The sequence below is a fragment of the Cystobacter fuscus genome (assembly GCF_044360685.1).
GTDB lineage: Bacteria > Myxococcota > Myxococcia > Myxococcales > Myxococcaceae > Cystobacter > Cystobacter fuscus_C.
Genome location: NZ_CP043491.1, coordinates 10274245 through 10292920 on the forward strand (window position 1 = coordinate 10274245; position 18676 = coordinate 10292920).

The window sequence follows — 18676 nt, forward strand, 5'->3', positions numbered from 1 at the left end:
ATACACCCTCCCTCCCGGAGCGCCAGACGTGGAATTCAATCTCGCGGAAGAAGTCAGACGGCAGCTCGAGGAGGCCCTGCGCAAGCGGGGCCGCGTCAACATCGTCATCGCGGGCCGCAGCGGCGTGGGCAAGAGCACCCTCATCAACGCCGTCTTCCAGGGCAACCTCGCGGAGACGGGCCAGGGGCGTCCCGTGACCCAGAGCGCGCGCGAGTACACGAAGGAGGGCATTCCCGTCGCCCTGCTCGACACGCGCGGGCTGGAGATGGAGCGCTACCGGGAGACCGTCGAGCAACTGGAGCGCGAGGTCCAGGCCCGCGCCCAGGACCCGGACGCGAGGAACCACCTGCACATCGCCTGGGTGTGCGTCTCCGAGGACTCGCGCCGCGTGGAGCCCGGCGAATCCGCCATGGCCGCGATGCTCGCCCGGCACATGCCCGTCGTGGCCATCATCACCAAGGCGCGCGCGGACGGGGGCTTCCGCGACGAGGTCCAGCGGCTGCTGCCCATGGCGCGCAACGTCGTGCGCGTGCGCGCCCTGCGCGAGCAGGACGACGAGGGGCATGTGCTCGAGCCCCGCGGCCTGGTGGATCTGATCGATCTCACCATGCAGCTCGTCCCCGAGAGCCAGCGCGATGCATTAGCCGCCGCGCAGAAGGTCAGTGTGGCGCAGAAGAAGACGCGCGCCCGCCTCATCGTCGCGGGAGCCGCCACCACGGCCGCGCTCACGGGGGCCTCACCCATCCCCTTCTCCGACGCGCTCGTGCTCGTGCCCATCCAGGTTGGCATGCTCGCCAGCATCAGCGCCACCTTCGGCCTGTCGCCCAGCCAGCTCTTCCTGACGACGCTCATCAGCGCGGCGAGCGGCGGCTTCATGGCGACCGTGTCCGGCCAGTCCATCGTCTCGGGCCTGCTCAAGTTCGTGCCCGGCGCGGGCACCCTCGCCGGGGCGCTCATCTCCGGCACCACGGCGGCATCCATCACCACCATCTTCGGCGAGGCCTACGTGTCCGTGCTCACCCGCCTGTTCGAGCGCGACCGGGAGCGCGCTCCCTCGGAGCAGGAAATCGCCGAGGCCTTCCGCGAGGAGCTGACCCGGCCCCGCTCCACTCACTGAGGAGCGGGAACAACGGACCTGGGAAGAGGGCCCAGCCGAGGGGCCTCCACCTCCCAGGTCCACGCGTCGGACGTCGCGACTCAGGGAGCCCAGGGCGCCACGACGTTCCAGGTCGCGTCCGCGTTGAAGCCACCGGCCGAGTCCCAGCCCGTCCCATACCCCGACGCGATCCACGCCTCGGCGGCGTAGTGGCGCAGGTAGCGTCCGGGGTAGTTGTAGGACTCGAACGAGACACCGGTGCCCGACAGGCCCGGCCGGGCACAGAAGGTGGCGTCCTGCTTGAAGAGCGCCGTGCCGTCAGAGGCATCCCTGCGGATGCGGCTGTTGGAGTGGCGCAGGTAGCTGCCGGGGAAGTTGCGCGACTCGAAGGAGTAGCAGCTCGACTCGGCCAGGCCGGGCACGAGCTTGAACGTCGCGTCCTGCTTGAGCGTGGCGTTGCTGTTGCCATCCACCACCTCGGTGTGGCCCAGGCTGTCGTAGTGGCGCAGGTAGCGGTTGGTGTAACCGGACGTCGTCACCTGGATGGACTGGAACGCGCCCATGGGCACGTTCGCCTCGCTCTGCCACCACGCCGACGCGATGCCCCACGACGCGTCCTGACGGAAGCCCGTGGTGTTCTCGAGCGCGTCCACCCACACCTCGCCGCCACGGTGACGCACGTAGGAGCCGGGCTTGTTCTTGGACTCGAACGACACGCCCTGCGAGCCGTCGAGCGCCGCGCGGGCGCAGAAGGTGGCGTCCTGGTCGAAGAGCGCCGTGCCATCCCGCGTGTCCCGGCGGATGCGGCTGTTGAAGTGACGCAGGTAGCTGCCGGGGAAGTTGCGCGGCTCGAAGGAGTAGCAGGAAGCGTCCGCCAGGCCGGGCACGAGCCTGTACGTCGCGTCCTGCTTGAGCGTGCCGGTGCTCGCGCTGTCCACCACCTCGGTGTAGCCCAGGCTGTCGGCGTGGCGCAGGTAGCGGTTGGTGTAGCCAGGCGTCATCACCTGCAGGGAGCGGTGCTGACCCGAGCCCAGCAGGCCCTGGTTGTTGAGCTGGCGCGAGGCGGCGATCAGGTTCAGGTGGGCCGTGCGCACCTGGGCGGCGTCCATCTTGAGGACGGCCCGGTCATAGGTGAAGAAGCCGTTGACCTCTCCCTCCACGTCGGTGATCTCCGTGTACACGGACGCGTTCAGACCCGGCCGGTTCATCAGGGTGCGCAGCCCCTGGACGAGCCCCAGGTAACGGCTGGTGAGCGTCGCGCTGTCCGGCACCGCCTCGTAGTAGAAGAACTGGCCGGTGGGGCTCCACACGTGGCCGTCGATCTTCAGGCCCAGGCCACCGAACTCGCCCAGCACCGCGGCGCGCGTGGACGACGCGGGCGGGGAACCCGGGCCCACGTAGACGTGCCAGTCCGCCAGGTCCCCGTTGCCACCATCCACGGCGCCGCAGCAGTTGATGCCGCTCATGTTGTCCACCAGGCGGCTCGAGTCCCAGCTCTTCGCCAGGGCCGCCAGCCGGTTCTGGTCGTACTGGCCCCAGCCCTCGTTCTGGATGACCCAGGTGATGACGGAGGGCGAGCTGCGGTGCTCATCGATCATCTCGCGCATCTCCAGCTCGAACTGGGTGCGCGCGGCGGTGGTGGGCGACTTGCCCGAGTCCATGCAGGGCATGTCCTGCCACACGAGGATGCCCAGCTTGTCCGCCCAGTAGAACCAGCGCTGGGGCTCGACCTTGATGTGCTTGCGGATGAGGTTGAAGCCCAGTTCCTTGTGCTTCTCGATGTCGAACTTGAGCGCCGCGTCCGTGGGCGCGGTGTAGACGCCATCCGGCCAGTAGCCCTGATCCAGCGTGCCCACCTGGAAGACGAACTGGCCATTGAGCACCGGGCGCAGCACGCCGCCCACGAGCTTGAGGGCGACGGAGCGCATGCCGAAGTAGCTCGACACCTGGTCCACGGTGCTGGTGCCGCTCTTGAGCGACACGCGCAGGTCGTAGAGGAAGGGGCTCTCGGGAGACCACAGCTTGGGCGAGGACACGGGGATGCGGATCTCCGTTCCCACGGCGCCGGTGGCGCTGCCCACCTGCGTGGAGCCATCGAAGGCCACGGCCTCGACGGTCTGACCGGCGAGGCCCGCCCCCTGCACCGTGAGACGCAGGGCGCCACCGGCCACGTCCGGCGTCATGTCCAGCCGGGTGATGCGCGCGGAGGGCGTGGGCTCCAGCCACACCGTCTGCCAGATGCCCGAGGCGGCCGTGTACTCGATGCCCTGCGGATTGTTGGTCTGCTTGCCCACCGGCTGACTGCCCGCGTCGGTGGGATCATAGACACCGACGATGATCTCGTTGGTGCCGCCATTGAGGAAGTCGGTGATGTCGAAGCTGAAGGCGTCGAAACCACCCCGGTGGGTGCCGACGAGCTGGCGGTTGACGTAGACGCTGGCCTCCCAGTCCACGGCCCCGAAGTTGAGCTGGACGCGCCGGCCGCTCCAGGCGGTGGGCACGGTGAAGGTGCGGCGGTACCACATGCGACCCTGGTGCCGCTTGATGCCGGAGAGCGCGGACTCGATGGGAAAGGGGACGAGAACGCTCTCGGCGAGGTTCTGGCCGAAGGGAGGCGTCTGGCCGGCGGTGGCGTTGCCGAACTGCCACTCCCCATTGAGGTTGAGCCAGTCGGAGCGGACCAGCTGGGGCCGGGGATATTCCGGCAGGGCGTTGGTGGGGGAGACCTGCGCGGTCCACTGCGTGGCCAGGGGAGGTGTCTTGGGCGCCCAGGCGGCCTGAGCGCCATGCAGCGGGAACAAGCCACACAACAGGGGCAGCAGCCGCAGGGCAGCGCTCCCCGCACGCGAGAATCCAGGGGGTCGGGTCATGGTTTCCTCCGCGGAGCCGGCATGGGAGGGCCTTCGGCACGGGTCCGCTTCAGGCCCCGTTTACCTGAACTTTCCGCGAATTAACAGGAAAACCACTATTCCTTATTACTGAACAGAATAGGCAGCCTAGAATTCGTAACGCGCGGTGGCAGTGGAGTCAGCGAAGCGCAGCTCGATGACCCCGTGCTCGCGGCGATACTGCTCCCGCCAGCGCTCCTTCATGGGAGTCAGGTCGACATGGAGCTTCTTGTGGAGGAGCGCGAGGCACATGTCGCCATGCGAATCGTGGAGGAGGATGAGTCGCGCTTGGACGGGGTTGGATTCGGCGAAGCTTCCGTCCCACGAGAGCCCGTACATGTGCTCCCCACAACCGCCTCCGTGGGAGATGTCCAGCACCAGCTCGTCCCGCGAGATGGAGGCCCCTTCGATGGAGATGGAATCCCGCGCTCCCGGCGGGACCTGCTCTAGCTTCAGGGAGACGACCAGCTCGGGCTTCCTTCCGGTGGCGTCGGGGGGCTCGACGCCACACCCGCTCAGACCCATCAAAACGACCGCCATGACAATCAGACGCGGCATGCTTCCTCCTGGTGATTCGAATCCAGGAGTGTGCATCAGCAAGTCTGGTACCACCACGTGGCCACCGGCACGACACGCCCGTGCCCCACGAAAATCCGAGGAGCCCCTCAAAAAAATGCCATGCCGAGGGAACCGTGTCCTTCCGCGCGCCCCACGTCAGGCGGACAGCGCGACGGGGACATAGGGAAGCTCCAGGGTGAAGGTGGCGCCACGGCCGGGCCCATCGCTGTGTACGGTCAAGGAGCCATCCATCTCCTGCGCCGCGATGGCACTGGAGTGCAGACCGAAGCCATGTCCCTCCTCCCGCGTGGTGAAACCGTATTGGAAGATGCGCGTGAGCATCTCCGGCGCGATCCCCATGCCATTGTCATGGACGGAGATGCGCACCCGTCCGCCCACCTGCGCCAGCCTCACCGTCAGCAGCCGCTCGTCCGGTGCCACCTCGTCCATGGCGTACTTGGCATTGCTCACCAGGTTCACCAGGATCATCAGCATCTTGTGCTTGTCGGTCATCACCGGCGGCAGGGGCGCGATGTCACGCTGCACCTTCACCTGATGGCGCACCAGCCCCGCGAAGTTGATGCGCAACGCATCCTCCAGCAGCCCTGGCAATGACACCTGCTCATGCACCCGGGGAATCCGGGCGTAGTTCTGTTGCACCTTGACGATGTCACCGATGTGCTCGGTATAGCGGCCCACGTCATCCAGCAATGACACCACCTCCTGGCGATCCTCCACCAGGCTCTGCCCCAGCTTGTCCAGGAAGGGCATGAGGTTGCGCCCCCGCCCGTCCTGGGTGAGGAAGTTGGACAGGTCCGCCTGGTGCTCCTGGATGAGGTGGGCCACCCGCCCCACGTGCTCCAGCCTCATTCCCCCACCCGCTCCTTGGCCATCTGCGCGGAGGTGTAGACGCTGTTGAGCACGTTGCCCACGTTGTGCAGCACGTTGGTGGCGATCTCCGCCATGCCCGCGCGCCGGGCCGTCTGCACCAGTTGCAGGTGGACGTCCTTGAGCTCGCGGGTGCGCTCCTCCACGCGCTGCTCCAGTCCCTCGTTGGCCTGGCGCAGGGCCACCTCGCGCCGTTGCACCTCGTCGGCCATGAGCCGGAAGGCCTGGGCCAACTGTCCCAGCTCGTCACGGCGCGCGGTGTCCAGCTCCACCTGGAAATCTCCGGCCGCTACCTTGTCGGTGGCCTGGATGAAGGCATGCAGGGGTTGGGTGATTTGCTGGCGAAGCACCTGGTACATGATGACCAGCTCCAGCAGCAGCGACAGGATGCCCAGCAGCAGCACGTAGCGCGCCGCGAGCAGGGCCGGCTGGGACACCACGTGCTCGGGCAGCACCGTGGCGAGATTCCAGCCAGGGCCACGCAACTGGGTGACAGCGACATACTCACCATACTCCGGCAGCTCCAGGAGGGTCTGGCCGGGCTGGCGATTCTTCACCCGCTCGAAGATGGCGCGCAGGTGGGCCGCCTTCGCCGCGGAGCCAAGCAGTCTGGCGGCGGCCTCGGGCTGACGGGTGTTGCTCAGGATGTCGTAGGCGCTGGTGGTGCCCTCCAGCTTCAGCTCGGGATGGGCGATGAGCTGCCCATCGTCGCGAAAGAGCAGGTTGTAGGCACCCGGCAGGTGCTCATCGATGGTGCGAGTCATCAACTCGTCGAGCAGGACATCGTGGCCGACCGAGGCGATATGGCGGCCGTCCAGGTCCACTGGCGTGGTGACCGAGGTCAGCCAGAAATTGGAGACGACCTCCTTGAAGATGCCGGTCCAGGCGGTGCGCCGCTGGGGGTTGTTCTCGGGCAGAGCAAGGGGGAAATCCTCGTAGGAAGCCACCGAGAAATCCGGCGGGAGGTCCTGGACCCAGGTGGGGAGCGTCGGCCAGAAGCCCGCGATCGCGCCCTCGGGGAGGGTCACGTAGGTCGTCGAGAAGCGGACGTGAAAGGCGGGGGCGTACCAGGAGAGAACGTCGTACACAGCCAGGAATCGGGTACGAAACCCGATGTCCAGGCTCACCTTGGCTGGAATGAAGGCCTGAACCCTCCTCGTGCCATCGGTGGTTCCAGGCGGGCTGCGGACCGTGCCATCGGGCCGCCGCACGAAGAGCTTGTCGAAGCGCGCACTCACCTCTTCTTCGTGTTGCTGGAGTTCCCGGACCCGCTCCGCCAGGGTCTTCTTGAAGAGGGCGTGGTTGTCCTCCGCCTGCAGGAAGATGGCTTGCTCGCTCTCGCCGCGCTTCACGACATGCTGCTGCATCCGCTCGAGGACCTCGGCGCGCAGGGTGTGCAGCATGTGGAGGTAGCTGAAGAGCGTGGAGAGGGCGATGATGACCCCGATGCGCGCCCCCATCTTGAGGAGCGTCGAGCGGGCCAGAGGGGCGGGGAGATTGGACGATGGCTGCATGGTGACTGGCTGACCCGGCTTCGCACGTTGTGGTCAGCAGATCAGACGTTACCTACACGGGCGAGGAGGTTTGGTGTGCCCGCAAAGACACTAAGCAGGTCAAAGGAATTCCCCGCCCTCCATGTGGGAATCGCCAGACAGGATACCTCTCCTGAGATACTTCACGACACGCCTTGGGAATCCTGCTCGACGGGGACATAGGGAAGATCCAGGGTGAAGGTGGCGCCACGGCCGGGCCCATCGCTGTGCACGGTCAAGGAACCGCCCAGTTCCTCCCGGGCCGCGATGGCACTGGAGTGCAGACCGAAGCCATGTCCCTCCTCCCGCGTGGTGAAACCGTATTGGAAGATGCGCGTGAGCATCTCCGGCGCGATCCCCATGCCATTGTCATGGATGGAGATGCGCACCCGTCCGCCCACCTGCGCCAGCCTCACCGTCAGCAGCCGCTCGCTCGGTGCCACCTCGTCCATGGCGTACTTGGCATTGCTCACCAGGTTCACCAGGATCATCAGCGTCTTGTGCTTGTCGGTCATCACCGGTGGCAGGGGCGCGATGTCACGCAGCACCTTCACCTGGTGTCGCTTCAGTCCCGCGAAGTTGATGCGCAACGCATCCTCCAGCAGCTCCGGCAGTGACACCTGCTCCTGCACTCGGGGAATCCGGGCGTAGTTCTGTTGCACCTTGACGATGTCACCGATGTGCTCGGTATAGCGGCCCACGTCATCCAGCAGCGACACCACCTCCTGGCGATCCTCCACCAGGCTCTGCCCCAGCTTGTCCAGGAAGGGCATGAGGTTGCGCCCCCGCCCGTCCTGGGTGAGGAAGTTGGACAGGTCCGCCTGGTGCTCCTGGATGAGGTGGGCCACCCGCCCCACGTGCTCCAGCCTCATTCCCCCCACCCGCTCCTTGGCCATCTGCGCGGAGGTGTAGACGCTGTTGAGCACGTTGCCCACGTTGTGCAGCACGTTGGTGGCGATCTCCGCCATGCCCGCGCGCCGGGCCGTCTGCACCAGTTGCAGGTGGACGTCCTTGAGCTCGCGGGTGCGCTCCTCCACGCGCTGCTCCAGTCCCTCGTTGGCCTGGCGCAGGGCCACCTCGCGCCGTTGCACCTCGTCGGCCATGAGCCGGAAGGCCTGGGCCAACTGCCCCAGCTCATCACGGCGCGCGGTGTCCAGCTCCACCTGGAAATCTCCGTGGAAATCTCCGGCCGCTACCTTGTCGGTGGCCTGGATGAAGGCATGCAGGGGTTGGGTGATTTGCTGGCGAAGCACCTGGTACATGATGACCAGCTCCAGCAGCAGCGACAGGATGCCCAGCAGCAGCACGTAGCGCGCCGCGAGCAGGGCCGGCTGGGACACCACGTGCTCGGGCAGCACCGTGGCGAGATTCCAGCCAGGGCCACGCAACTGGGTGACGGCGACATACTCGCCATACTCCGGCAGATCCAGGAGGGTCTGGCCGGGCTGGCGATTCTTCACCCGCTCGAAGATGGCACGCAGGTGGGCCGCCTTCCCCGCGGAGCCAAGCAGTCTGGCGGCGGCCTCGGGCTGACGGGTGTTGCTCAAGATGTCGTAGGCGCTGGTGGTGCCCTCCAGCTTCAGCTCGGGATGGGCGATGAGCTGCCCATCGTCGCGGAAGAGCAGGTTGTAGGCACCCGGCAGGTGATCATTGATGGTACGAGTCATCAATTCGTTCAGGAAGACATCGTGGCCGACCGAGGCGATATGGCGGCCGTCCAGGTCCACCGGTGTGGTGACCGAGGTCAGCCAGATATTGGAGACGACCTCCTTGAAGATGCCGGTCCAGGCGGTGCGCCGCTGGGGGTTGTTCTCGGGCAGAGCAAGGGGGAAATCCTCGTAGGAAGCCACCGAGAAATCCGGCGGGAGGTCCTGGACCCAGGTGGGGAGCGTCGGCCAGAAGCCCGCGATCGCGCCCTCGGGGAAGGTCACGTAGGTCGTCGAGAAGCGGACGTGAAAAGCAGGGGCGTACCAGGAGAGAACGTCGTACACGGCCAGGAACCGGGTACGAAACCCGATGTCCAGGTTCACCTTGGCTGGAATGAAGGCCTGAACCCTCCTCGTGCCATCGGTGGTTCCAGGCGGGCTGCGGACCGTGCCATCGGGCCGCCGCACGAAGAGCTTGTCGAAGCGCGCACTCACCTCTTCTTCGTGTTGCTGGAGTTCCCGGACCCGCTCCTTCAGGGTCTTCTTGAAGAGGGCGTGGTTGTCCTCCGCCAGCAGGAAGATGGCCTGCTCGCGCTCGCCGCGCTCCACGACATGCTGCTGCATCCGCTCGAGGGCCTCAGCGCGCAGGGTGTGCAGCATGTGGAGGTAGCTGAAGAGCGTGGACAGGGCGATGATGACCCCAATGCGCACCCCCATCTTGAGGAGCGTCGAACGGGCCAGGGGGGCACGAAGGCGGGACGAGGGCTGCATGGTCGCAAGGTAACTGGCCGACCACGGAGTAAACGGTGACCGGCCGGTGATGACACGAGTCGGCGGACGAAAATTCCTCTACGGGTGCTTGCAAGGGATTGCTCGCTCGGCTCCAGGAACTCCGAGCCCCGTGACCGTGTCGCGCGCGAGGCTCCCGACGGACCCGGGCCGGGAGAGTCAATCACCCCGGAGGGCAGGTGCTCCGTTATCTGGATTCGGCGCCCTATTGCCTTCCGGACAGCACGGGTGCGCGTGCGTTTACACAAGCCCCCTGGGATAGAACAATCGAGCGGTCTCGAGGCAAACACTCCCTCCCCTCGAAAGACGTGTTCAATCGGCTCGTAGAGGCGGGGGGCCTCGGAGAGCCCTCGGAGCTGGTCGATGAGGCGCGTCCTCTTGCTGGTCTGGGTATTGTGCACGAGCGCGTGCGCATGGGGCCCAGGCATGTATATGGACGAAGGGGCCATCCGGGGCCGATACGCCGGCAAGGCCGACGCGGGCACCGGCGACGAGTTCAAGGTCGTCCCCATCGACGTGGCCCTGTTGGAAGAGCAACACAAGGCACGTCTGGAGACGCAACCCGCCCCCCTCCGGGATCCGCTGGCGGAGTTCGCGGCGAACTACAACTACCAGGTGACCGCCCATGACGTGCTGAGTGTCATCGTCTGGGATCACCCCGAACTCACCATCCCAGCGGGCGAGTTCCGCTCCGCCGAGGCCACCGGCCACCCGGTGTCCACCGATGGAACCATGTTCTTCCCCTACGCGGGGATCCTCCAGGTCGCCGGCAAGACGCTGCCCGAGATCCGGGAGCTGCTGACACAGCGGCTGAACCATGTCATCGAGAAGCCCCAGCTCGATGTGCGCGTGGTGGGCTTCCGGGGGAAGAAGGTCCAGGTCACCGGGGAGGTGGTCGCCCCCAGCAGCCTGCCCATCACGGACGTGCCCATGCGGGTGCAGGACGCCATCAGCCAGGCACGAGGGCCCACCCCCGAGGCCAACCTGCGCGGCGTCACGCTCACCCGGGGCGGAAAGACATCCATCCTGGATGTCCAGGCGCTCTACGAACAGGGGGACATCAGCCAGAACTGGCTCCTCCAGGACGGAGACATCCTTCACGTCCCCGACCGGAGCCGCAACAAGGTCTTCGTTCTCGGCGAGGTCCGCAAGCCTTCGTCTCGCGTCATGGTGAAGGGCCGGATGACCCTCGCGGAGGCGATTGGCGACACGGAGGGGTTCGATCCGGTCAGCGCCAACCCGGCGAAGGTCTATGTCATCCGCGGCAACTTCGACCGGCCCACCATCTACAAGCTCGATGCCCGGTCACCGGACGCGCTCCTGCTCGCCACGCAATTCCAACTTCAACCCCATGACGTTGTCTTCGTCTCGGCGCACAACTTGACACGCTGGAATCGCATCATCACTCAAATCCAGCCAACAGTTCAGATGCTCTGGCAGGCAGTCGATATCGGTAACAGATCTGTCGTATTCACATCGCCATGACGAGCGCGCCCAGCCGCGAGGACCCCGCTCGCACCAACCCCGGGGCAATTGAAGACGAACTCGATCTGCGCGGCCACCTGGGCATCCTGCTGGAGTCCCGCGGATCCATCCTCGTGACGCTCGTCCTGACACTCGTGGCGGGCTCGCTGTACCTGCTCGCCGCGCCGCCCGTCTATCGCGCGAACGTCATCCTCCAGATCGACAAGAAAGGCAGCCGGCTCGGAGAACTCGACGAGCTGCTCGCGGAGCTCTCCGGGGAGGTGTCCACGGAGATGGAGATCATCAGCTCGCGGACGCTGCTGGGAAAGGTCGTCGATGAACTCCAACTGGGCGTGGAGGCCGGTCCACGACGCTTCCCGTTCACCTCGAAGGAAGAACGCCTTCAGGTGACCCAGATGAGCGTGCCGCCGGAACTGGAGGAACTGCCGCTCACGCTCGTGGCGGGCGAGGCGGGTGCCTACACGCTCCTCGATCCGGACTCCCAGCCGATCCTCGACGGGCACGCCAGGCAACCCGCCACGGCGCCGCCAGACTCCCGCTGGCAGGTGGAGATCCTCGTCTCCGAGCTCGACGCCCGTCCGGGCACGCGGTTCCAGGTGATCCGGCACGCGCGCCTCGAGGTGGTGGAGGAACTCCAGCAGACGCTGCGCCTGAGCGAGAAGGGCACCAACACCGGCGTGCTCTCCGTGGTCCTCGAGGGAGAGGAGCCCACGAGGCTGTCCGCGACCCTCGGAGCCATCGCGCGCCACTATGTCCGGCAGAACGTGGAGCGCAGGAGCGAGGAGGTCGAGAGGACGCTGGCGTTCCTCGACACCCAACTGCCCGGGCTGCGCGAGCAGTTGGAGCGGGCGGAGGGGGCCCTGAGCGCCCACCGCGCCGGGAGTGGAATCGTCGATCTCGGGCTGGAGGCCCAGGCGATCCTGGATCGAAGCGTCGACATCGAGAAGTCGATCTCCGCGCTCTCGCTCGAGCGCTCCGAGTTGCGGCAGCGCTTCACCGGCAACCACCCGGTGCTCATCACCACGAGTCACAAGCTGGAGCGGTTGCAAGCGGACCGGGCCGCCATCAATGCCCAGCTCAAGGGCCTGCCGGGCGCGGAGCTCAAGTCGGCCCAGCTCATGCGGGACGTGACGGTCGCCACCGAGCTTTTCCTCCAGCTCAACAACAAGGCCCAGGAGTACCGGGTCCTCAAGTCGAGCATCGTCGGCAACGCGCGGATCCTCGATGAGCCCGTGGTGTCCCGCCAGCCGGTGCGCCCCAGCAAGCCGGGCGTGCTCGCGCTCAGCCTCGTGCTGGGGCTGACGCTCGGCGTGGCGCATGCCTTCGCCCGGCAGGCGCTGCGCAAGGGCGTCACGGACCCCGCCGTGGTCGAGGCGCGGCTCGGGGTGCCCATCCACGCCACCCTCCCCCTCGCGTCCAGCCGCGAGGCGCGCGCCCTCCTGGCCCAGACCCATCCGCGCCACCCGGTCACCGAGAGCCTGCGCGGCCTGCGCACCCGCCTCCAGCTCGCGCTGCGGGACTCGCCCAACAACGTGATCGCCCTCACCGGGCCGAGTCCCGGAGTGGGCACGTCCTTCGTCGCCCTCAACCTCGCCTGGGTGCTGGCGGACGCCGGCAAGCGCGTATTGCTCGTGGACGCGAACCTGCGCGGAGGCACGCTCCACCTCGGCTTCCGGGCCGAGCGCGCCCAGGGCCTCTCCGAGGTCCTCGGGGGCAAGGTCGGCCTGGAAGAAGCGGTGCGGCACATCCCCGGCCAGAGCCTGTCCTGGCTGTCCACGGGCGCCCTCCCGCCCAACCCCGCCGAGCTGCTGCAGAGCGACGCGTTCACGGCGCTCGTGGCGCGGATGTCGGCCGGGTACGACCTCGTCCTCATCGACACGCCCCCCATCCTCGCGGTGACCGACGCGGCGCTCGTGGGCCGGCACGCGGGCATCAACCTCGCCGTGGTGCGCGCGGGCATCCACCCGATGAGGGAGCTCGGCGCGGCCCTCCACCGGCTCGAGCAGGACGGAGTCCCGGTGCGCGGAATCATCTTCAACGGCGTGCCGCGCTCCTCGGTGGGACGCGTGGTGAGCGGCATCTACCAGTACGACTCCCCAACCACCGGCTGAGCACGAGCGAGCGCCACCCCATGACATGGATCCGATGCTCAGGACTGGGGTTCATCGCCGCGCTCTACGTGCTCGCGGGGCGCTGGGGCCTCCACCGGCTGGCCTCCGCCAACCCCGAGCCGGACCCGTTCCTGGAGCTGCGGCTGTGGATCGTCCTGGCCAGCGTGGTGCTCGCCACCCTGGGACTGCTCCACCGCGCCCACCGCGCGGCGAGGCCCGGAGAGAGCCGGCCCGACACCCGGCTCGCGAAGGCGCTGCTGCTGTTCCTCGGCTACCTGTGCACCAGCTCGCTCTGGGCGCCCGACGCGGAGTTCGCCCTGGGAAAGCTCTACGATCTCGTCCTCCTCGGGGTGATGAGCGTGGGCTTCGGGCTCGCCGCGCTCCGGCAGCCGGCGGTGCGGGTGCTGGACGCGTTCTGGGGCGTGGTGGTCCTGGCCACGGGGCTGCTGGCGCTCACCGGCGTGAGCCAGTTGCTGGGCGGCGGGGGCGGCGCGCGGCTGGCGGTCCTGGGAGGAGGACCGAACATCTTCGCCCGGCTCATGGGGCTGTTCGCGCTCGGTGCCCTGTACTTCTGGCACCGGCGGGGACAGACGTGGCTCTGGGTTCCGATGGCGGCCGCCGGCGTGCTGCTCGCGCTGCTCACCGGCTCCCGGGGAGGCACGGCCGCCATCCTCGCGGGCGTCCTCACCTTCCTCGTGGTGGGGCGCATCCCCTTGCGCCAGCTCGCCCTGCTGTCGCTGCTCGCCACGGCCGCCGTGCTGGTGGTGATCACCTTCACCCCCCTGGGCAAGGCGCTCAGCCGGTCCATGGAGGAGCGCTTCCTGCGCCTCACCCTGAACTACGAGGGCGGCAGCGACACGGAGAGCAAGGTGTACCTGTCGGGACGCGAGTCCCTGTATGCCGCCGCGTACGAGCTCGGGCTCGACAACCCGGTGGCGGGAGCGGGGCTCGCCGCCTTCCCCGCGCTCGGGCTGGGCGTCTACCCCCACAACCTCTTCCTCGAGGTGTTCTGCGAGGGCGGCGCGCTGGGCCTCGCCCTGCTCGGCTGGACCCTGCTCGCCTTCCTCCGCTCGGCGTGGCGAGGCCGCCACCGCATCGACGGCGCGACCGTGGGCGCGGTGGTGTTGGTGCTGCTCGGCAGCCAGTCCAGTGGCGACCTCTACGACACCCGGGCCCTCTTCCTGCTGATGGTCATGTCCTCGTGCACCCTGGCCACGAGGACCGCCTTCGTCCCCTCCCGTCTCATCACCCATCCCGCCGTCCACGGAGCCACGACATGAAGATCATCTACCTGCACCAGTACTTCACCACGCCCACCATGCACGGCGGGACGCGGTCCTACGAGCTCGCCCGCCGCCTGGTCGGCATGGGACACGAGGTGCACCTGGTGACCTCGGACACCGAGCCCACCCGGAACGCGAAGGGCTGGCGCGAGACGAACGAGAGCGGCATCCACGTGCACTGGCTCCCGGTGCCCTATTCCAACTCGATGAACTACACGGACCGGATGCGCGCCTTCAGCCACTTCGCCCTCAACTCCGCGCAGCGGGCGATGCGGCTGTCGGGGGACGTGGTCTTCGCCACGAGCACCCCGCTGACCATCGCCGTCCCGGGCATCCTCGCCTCGCGCTGGAACAACAAGCCCATGGTCTTCGAGGTGAGGGATCTCTGGCCCGCCCTGCCCATCGCGGTTGGCGCGCTCAAGAGCCGCCCCGCCATCCTCGCCGCCCAGCTGCTCGAGCGCGCCGCCTACGCGGGAGCGGCGCACATCGTCGCGCTCTCGCCGGGGATGAAGGCCGGGGTGGAGGCGGCGGGCGTCTCCCCGGAGAAGATCACCGTCATCCCGAACCTCTGCGACCCGGAGCGCTTCCAGGTCCCGGCCTCGGCGGGCGAGAAGTTCCGGAGCAAGTACCCGTGGCTCGGGGACCGGCCCATGGTCCTGTACGCGGGCACCCTGGGCCTGGTGAATGGGGTGGACTACCTCGTGCGGGTCGCCGCGGACATGCTCAAGCGAGACCCGGAGGTGCGCTTCGTCATCATGGGACATGGGCGCGAGGAGCAGGCCCTGCACGGACTCGCCGAGCGGCTGGGCGTGCGTGACCGCAACCTCTTCTTCCTGCCCAGCGTGCCCAAGGCGGACATCCCCGCGGTGCTCTCCGCGGCCACCATCGCCACCTCGCTCTTCACCGACGTGCCGGGCATGCAGGACAACTCCGCCAACAAGTTCTTCGACGCGCTCGCCGCCAGCCGGCCCCTGGCGCTCAACTACGGCGGCTGGCAGGCGGAGCTGCTCGAGCGGGAGCGGTTCGGCCTGAAGCTGCCCCCCAAGGACCCCGCCGCCGCGAGCGAGCTGCTGGAGAGCAGGCTGCGCGACCCCCAGTGGCTCGCCGAGGCGGGGGCGCGGGCGGGACGGCTCGGCCGGGAGAGCTTCTCCGCGGACTCCGCGGCCCACCGGCTCGCCGAGGTGCTCCAGCGCGCGGTGGCCAGCGCGTGACGCGTCGGTCGCTGGGAGGCAACTTCGCCTGGACGCTCTCCTCCGGGCTCGTGTACGCGCTCGCCCAGTGGGGTGTGCTGGTGGCGTGTGCCCGGCTCGGCACCATGGAGCTATTGGGCGAGTTCTCCCTCGGCCTGGCCCTCACCGCCCCGGTGATGCTGCTCGCGCGGATGAACCTGCGCACGCTCCAGGCCACCGACGCCCGGAGCGCCCATGGCTTCGAGCACTACCTCGGGTTGATGGTGCTCAACGTGCTCGGGGGCGTGCTGCTGTGCTGCGCCCTGGGCTGGCTCGGGGGGTATCCGGCGCGCACCGGTCTCGTCATCGCGCTGCTCGCGCTGGCCAAGGGCTTCGAGGCCCTCAGCGAGGTATTCTACGGCGCCCTGCAGAAGGCCGAGCGGATGGGCCTCATCGCCCGGTCGATCATCGCCAAGAGCGTGCTCTCCGTGGTGCTCGTGGTGCTCGCGCTCGTACTCACGAGGAGCGCGGCCGCCGCGGCCGCCGCCCTGGGGCTGTCCTGGGCACTCGTGCTTGTCCTGTTCGACGCCCAGGCGTACCGGAGCGTGTTCGGCGGAAAGTCTCCCTGGGGCCGGCTGTGGCGCACCCCGTGGCGGGAAGAGGGCGCGCGCCTGAAGAGCCTGCTGGGACTCGCCTACGCACTGGGAATCACCGCCCTGCTGGGCTCGCTGCGCCCCAACGTGCCCCGCTACCTCCTGGAGGCGCACGCCGGCCAGGCCGAGCTGGGCATGTTCGCCGCGCTCGCCTACTTCACGGCCCTGGGGGGCCGGGTGGTCCATGCGCTCGGGCAGGCGGTGAGCCCCCGGCTGGGGCGCTACCACGCGGCGGGGGACGCGGCGCGCTACGGCCGGGCGCTCGCGGGCTTCACCGGAGGGGCGGCCCTGGTGGGCGTGTGTGCCATCGCCGGCGCGGCGTTGCTCGGACGCCCCGTGCTGACGTTCTTCTATGGGGCCGCCTACGCGCGCAACCTGGAGCTGTTCGTCTGGCTCATGGGCGCCGCCGCGCTGGAGTACGTCTGTGTGAGCCTGCAATTCGGGCTCACGGCGGCGCGGGAGCTGAAGGCGCAGGCGCCGCTGCTCGTCCTCTCCGTCCTGGTGGTCGCGCTGGGCAGCGCGTGGTGGGTGCCCACCGTGGGGACCATGGGCGCGGCCTGGGCCCTGGCGCTGGGCTGGCTCGTCGAGCTGAGCGGCGGCGCGTGGCTCGCCGTGCGTGCCTGGAGGCGCCTCGCGCTCCAGGAGGCGGGAGCCGGCGGATGCACGCACACCAACACAAGGCCCGGGCTCCGGGGTGATTGGTGAGCAACCAGCGGGGCCTCTACCCTCGAATTCGAGCGGGTGCGTGCGCGCGGGTCCAGCTCCCTCCACCGGGGACGGAGTCGAGCACGGAGCCCCCCGCCGGAAACCGGAGCGAGAACACATGCGGCGACAGAATGGAGCGGGGCTGTTCCTCAAGCGGTGCATCGATCGGCTGTTGGCGGCCGTGGGGCTGGTGTGCCTCGCTCCGGTGATGGCCATCACGGCGCTGGTCATCCGGGCCACGATGGGCGGACCCGTCCTCTTCCGGCAGGTGCGCCCGGGCCGCGGAGGCAAGACGTTCCAGCTCGTGAAGTTCCGCACCATGCTCGATGCGCTGGACGCGGACGGCGAGCCGCTCCCCGACGCGCAGCGCCTCACGCGTGTCGGGAAGTTCCTGCGCGCGACGAGCCTGGACGAGTTGCCGCAGCTGTGGAACGTGCTGCGCGGCGACATGAGCCTGGTGGGGCCCCGGCCGCTGCTGGTCGAGTACCTGCCCCGCTATTCCTCCGAGCAGGCGCGGCGCCACGACGTGCTCCCCGGCATCACCGGCTGGGCGCAGGTGAACGGGCGCAACGCCCTGGAATGGGAGGAGCGCTTCCGGCTCGACGTCTGGTACGTGGACCACTGGAGCCTGGCGCTGGACACGCGGATTCTCGCGATGACGATCCTCCGCGTGGTGCAGCGCCAGGGCATCTCCCACGCGGGGGACGCGACGATGTTCAAGTTTCTCGGCAACGAGACGTGTGCACGGCCCGCACCACCTCCACCACACGCGACAGGTCGTCTGGAGTGAGGTTGGAGCCGGAGGGGAGGCAGAGCCCATCGTGGAACAGCTCCTCCGCCACCTGGCCTCCCCTCCGCGCGAAGGCGGCGAAGACCGGCTGCAGGTGCATGGGCTTCCACACGGGCCGGGCCTCGATGTCCTCACGCTCCAGCGCGAGCCGCACCGCCTCCCGGTTCGCGCCGAAGCGCTCCGGATCGATGGTGAGCGTCGTCAACCAGCGCGTGTGGCGTCCCCAGGGCGCCTCGGGCATGAAGGTGATTCCGGGCACCCCGGCGAGCGCCCGCGCGTAGAAATCGTGGTTCCTGCGCCGCGCGGCGACCCGATCCTCCAGCACCCGGAGCTGCCCGCGGCCGATCGCCGCCAACACATTGCTCAGGCGGTAGTTGTAGCCAATCTCGGAGTGCTGGTAGTGCGGCGCGGGGTCGCGCGCCTGGGTGGCGAGCTTGAGCCCATGGCGGACGAGCTCCTCGTCCGACGACACCAGCATCCCGCCTCCCGAGGTGGTGATGATCTTGTTGCCATTGAAGGAGTAGATGCCGACGCGGCCCAGCGTGCCCGGAGTCCGCCCCTTGTACGTGCTGCCCAGGGCCTCGGCCGCGTCTTCCACCACGGGCACGCCATGGCGGTCGCACGCGGCCAGGATGGGATCCAGGTCGGCGCACTGCCCATAGAGGTGGACCACGACGACCGCGCGGGGCAGCCGGCCAGAGCGGGCGCGCGCCTCGAGCTCCTCGCTCAGCAGGGCGGGATCCATGTTCCAGGAGCCGCGCTCGCTGTCGATGAAGACGGGAGACGCGCCCAGGTAACGGATGGGGTTCACCGAGGCCGAGAAGGTGAGCGTGCTCACCAGCACCTCGTCTCCGGCGGAGACCCCGACGAGTTGCAGCGCCAGGTGGAGCGCGGCCGTGCCGGAGCTCAGCGCGAGGGCGTGCGGCGCGCCGACGCACCGGGCGAACTCCTCCTGGAATGCATCGACGTGCGGACCCAGCGGCGCGATCCAATTGCTCGCGAACGCATCGTCGACGAAGCCGTGCTCCAGGGAGCCCAGATGGGGGGAAGACAGGTAGATGCGTGGGGGCATTCGAAGCTCCT

13 protein-coding genes are annotated in these 18676 nt (G+C 68.4%); 7 read left to right on the forward strand and 6 right to left on the reverse strand.

The genetic code is table 11. From position 1 onward, the window contains the following. The first annotated feature begins 28 nt into the window (after positions 1–28). Positions 29–1117 (forward strand): YcjF family protein, encoded by a 1089-nt coding sequence (locus F0U63_RS42165; protein ID WP_395839640.1) that lies wholly within the window; start codon positions 29–31, stop codon positions 1115–1117. Positions 1118–1197: 80 nt separating this feature from the next. On the opposite strand, the gene F0U63_RS42170 is transcribed toward F0U63_RS42165, so the two are convergent. From F0U63_RS42170 to F0U63_RS42190, 5 genes are all read right to left on the reverse strand, one after another. Beyond that, the gene (locus tag F0U63_RS42170; RefSeq protein WP_395839642.1) at positions 1198–3966 is read right to left on the reverse strand and encodes an AbfB domain-containing protein; all 2769 of its coding nucleotides are present in this window, start codon (positions 3964–3966) and stop codon (positions 1198–1200) included. 126 nt (positions 3967–4092) lie between these two features. Then, on the reverse strand, positions 4093–4542 hold the full coding sequence (locus tag F0U63_RS42175) for a hypothetical protein (protein WP_395839644.1): 450 nt from the start codon (positions 4540–4542) through the stop codon (positions 4093–4095). A 156-nt stretch (positions 4543–4698) separates the two neighbouring features. Continuing rightward, positions 4699–5412 (reverse strand): sensor histidine kinase, encoded by a 714-nt coding sequence (locus F0U63_RS42180; RefSeq protein WP_395839646.1) that lies wholly within the window; start codon positions 5410–5412, stop codon positions 4699–4701. Further along, positions 5409–6944 carry a HAMP domain-containing protein gene (locus tag F0U63_RS42185; protein ID WP_395839649.1) on the reverse strand — a complete coding sequence of 512 codons (1536 nt, stop codon included), beginning with the start codon at positions 6942–6944 and terminating at the stop codon, positions 5409–5411. Before F0U63_RS42185 ends, F0U63_RS42180 begins: the two co-directional genes overlap by 4 nt. A gap of 161 nt (positions 6945–7105) precedes the next feature. After that, positions 7106–9325, reverse strand: a complete 2220-nt coding sequence (locus F0U63_RS42190) for an ATP-binding protein (RefSeq protein WP_395839651.1) — start codon at positions 9323–9325, stop codon at positions 7106–7108. Positions 9326–9760: 435 nt separating this feature from the next. On the opposite strand from F0U63_RS42190, the gene F0U63_RS42195 reads away from it, so the two are divergent. The 6 genes from F0U63_RS42195 to F0U63_RS42220 all read left to right on the forward strand — a co-directional run bounded on the left by F0U63_RS42195 (position 9761) and on the right by F0U63_RS42220 (position 17593). After that, the gene (locus F0U63_RS42195; RefSeq protein ID WP_395839653.1) at positions 9761–10882 is read left to right on the forward strand and encodes a polysaccharide export protein; all 1122 of its coding nucleotides are present in this window, start codon (positions 9761–9763) and stop codon (positions 10880–10882) included. Further along, on the forward strand, positions 10879–12993 hold the full coding sequence (locus tag F0U63_RS42200) for a polysaccharide biosynthesis tyrosine autokinase (protein WP_395839655.1): 2115 nt from the start codon (positions 10879–10881) through the stop codon (positions 12991–12993). The genes F0U63_RS42195 and F0U63_RS42200 overlap by 4 nt, the downstream gene beginning before the upstream one ends. 20 nt (positions 12994–13013) lie before the next feature. Further along, on the forward strand, positions 13014–14273 hold the full coding sequence (locus F0U63_RS42205; RefSeq protein ID WP_395839658.1) for an O-antigen ligase family protein: 1260 nt from the start codon (positions 13014–13016) through the stop codon (positions 14271–14273). Continuing rightward, positions 14270–15487, forward strand: coding sequence for a glycosyltransferase family 4 protein (locus tag F0U63_RS42210; protein ID WP_395839661.1), 1218 nt, complete (start codon positions 14270–14272; stop codon positions 15485–15487). Before F0U63_RS42205 ends, F0U63_RS42210 begins: the two co-directional genes overlap by 4 nt. Beyond that, positions 15484–16803: a lipopolysaccharide biosynthesis protein gene (locus tag F0U63_RS42215; RefSeq protein WP_395839663.1), complete on the forward strand. Its 1320-nt coding sequence runs from the start codon at positions 15484–15486 to the stop codon at positions 16801–16803. The genes F0U63_RS42210 and F0U63_RS42215 overlap by 4 nt, the downstream gene beginning before the upstream one ends. Before the next feature lie 118 nt (positions 16804–16921). After that, complete coding sequence (locus F0U63_RS42220; protein WP_395839666.1) at positions 16922–17593, forward strand: sugar transferase; 672 nt, start codon at positions 16922–16924, stop codon at positions 17591–17593. On the opposite strand, the gene F0U63_RS42225 is transcribed toward F0U63_RS42220, so the two are convergent. Next, positions 17520–18665: a DegT/DnrJ/EryC1/StrS family aminotransferase gene (locus F0U63_RS42225; protein ID WP_395839669.1), complete on the reverse strand. Its 1146-nt coding sequence runs from the start codon at positions 18663–18665 to the stop codon at positions 17520–17522. The genes F0U63_RS42220 and F0U63_RS42225 overlap by 74 nt on opposite strands. Positions 18666–18676 lie beyond the last annotated feature (11 nt).

Bases quoted from the DNA above. Each gene is read 5' to 3' on its own strand.
- F0U63_RS42220 (WP_395839666.1), top strand. From the start codon at position 16,922: ATGCGGCGACAGAATGGAGCGGGGCTGTTCCTCAAGCGGTGCATCGAT.
- F0U63_RS42205 (WP_395839658.1), top strand. From the start codon at position 13,014: ATGACATGGATCCGATGCTCAGGACTGGGGTTCATCGCCGCGCTCTAC.
- F0U63_RS42225 (WP_395839669.1), bottom strand. From the start codon at position 18,665: ATGCCCCCACGCATCTACCTGTCTTCCCCCCATCTGGGCTCCCTGGAG.
- F0U63_RS42175 (WP_395839644.1), bottom strand. From the start codon at position 4,542: ATGCCGCGTCTGATTGTCATGGCGGTCGTTTTGATGGGTCTGAGCGGG.
- F0U63_RS42185 (WP_395839649.1), bottom strand. From the start codon at position 6,944: ATGCAGCCATCGTCCAATCTCCCCGCCCCTCTGGCCCGCTCGACGCTC.
- F0U63_RS42180 (WP_395839646.1), bottom strand. From the start codon at position 5,412: ATGAGGCTGGAGCACGTGGGGCGGGTGGCCCACCTCATCCAGGAGCAC.
- F0U63_RS42170 (WP_395839642.1), bottom strand. From the start codon at position 3,966: ATGACCCGACCCCCTGGATTCTCGCGTGCGGGGAGCGCTGCCCTGCGG.
- F0U63_RS42210 (WP_395839661.1), top strand. From the start codon at position 14,270: ATGAAGATCATCTACCTGCACCAGTACTTCACCACGCCCACCATGCAC.
- F0U63_RS42200 (WP_395839655.1), top strand. From the start codon at position 10,879: ATGACGAGCGCGCCCAGCCGCGAGGACCCCGCTCGCACCAACCCCGGG.
- F0U63_RS42190 (WP_395839651.1), bottom strand. From the start codon at position 9,325: ATGGGGGTGCGCATTGGGGTCATCATCGCCCTGTCCACGCTCTTCAGC.
- F0U63_RS42195 (WP_395839653.1), top strand. From the start codon at position 9,761: ATGAGGCGCGTCCTCTTGCTGGTCTGGGTATTGTGCACGAGCGCGTGC.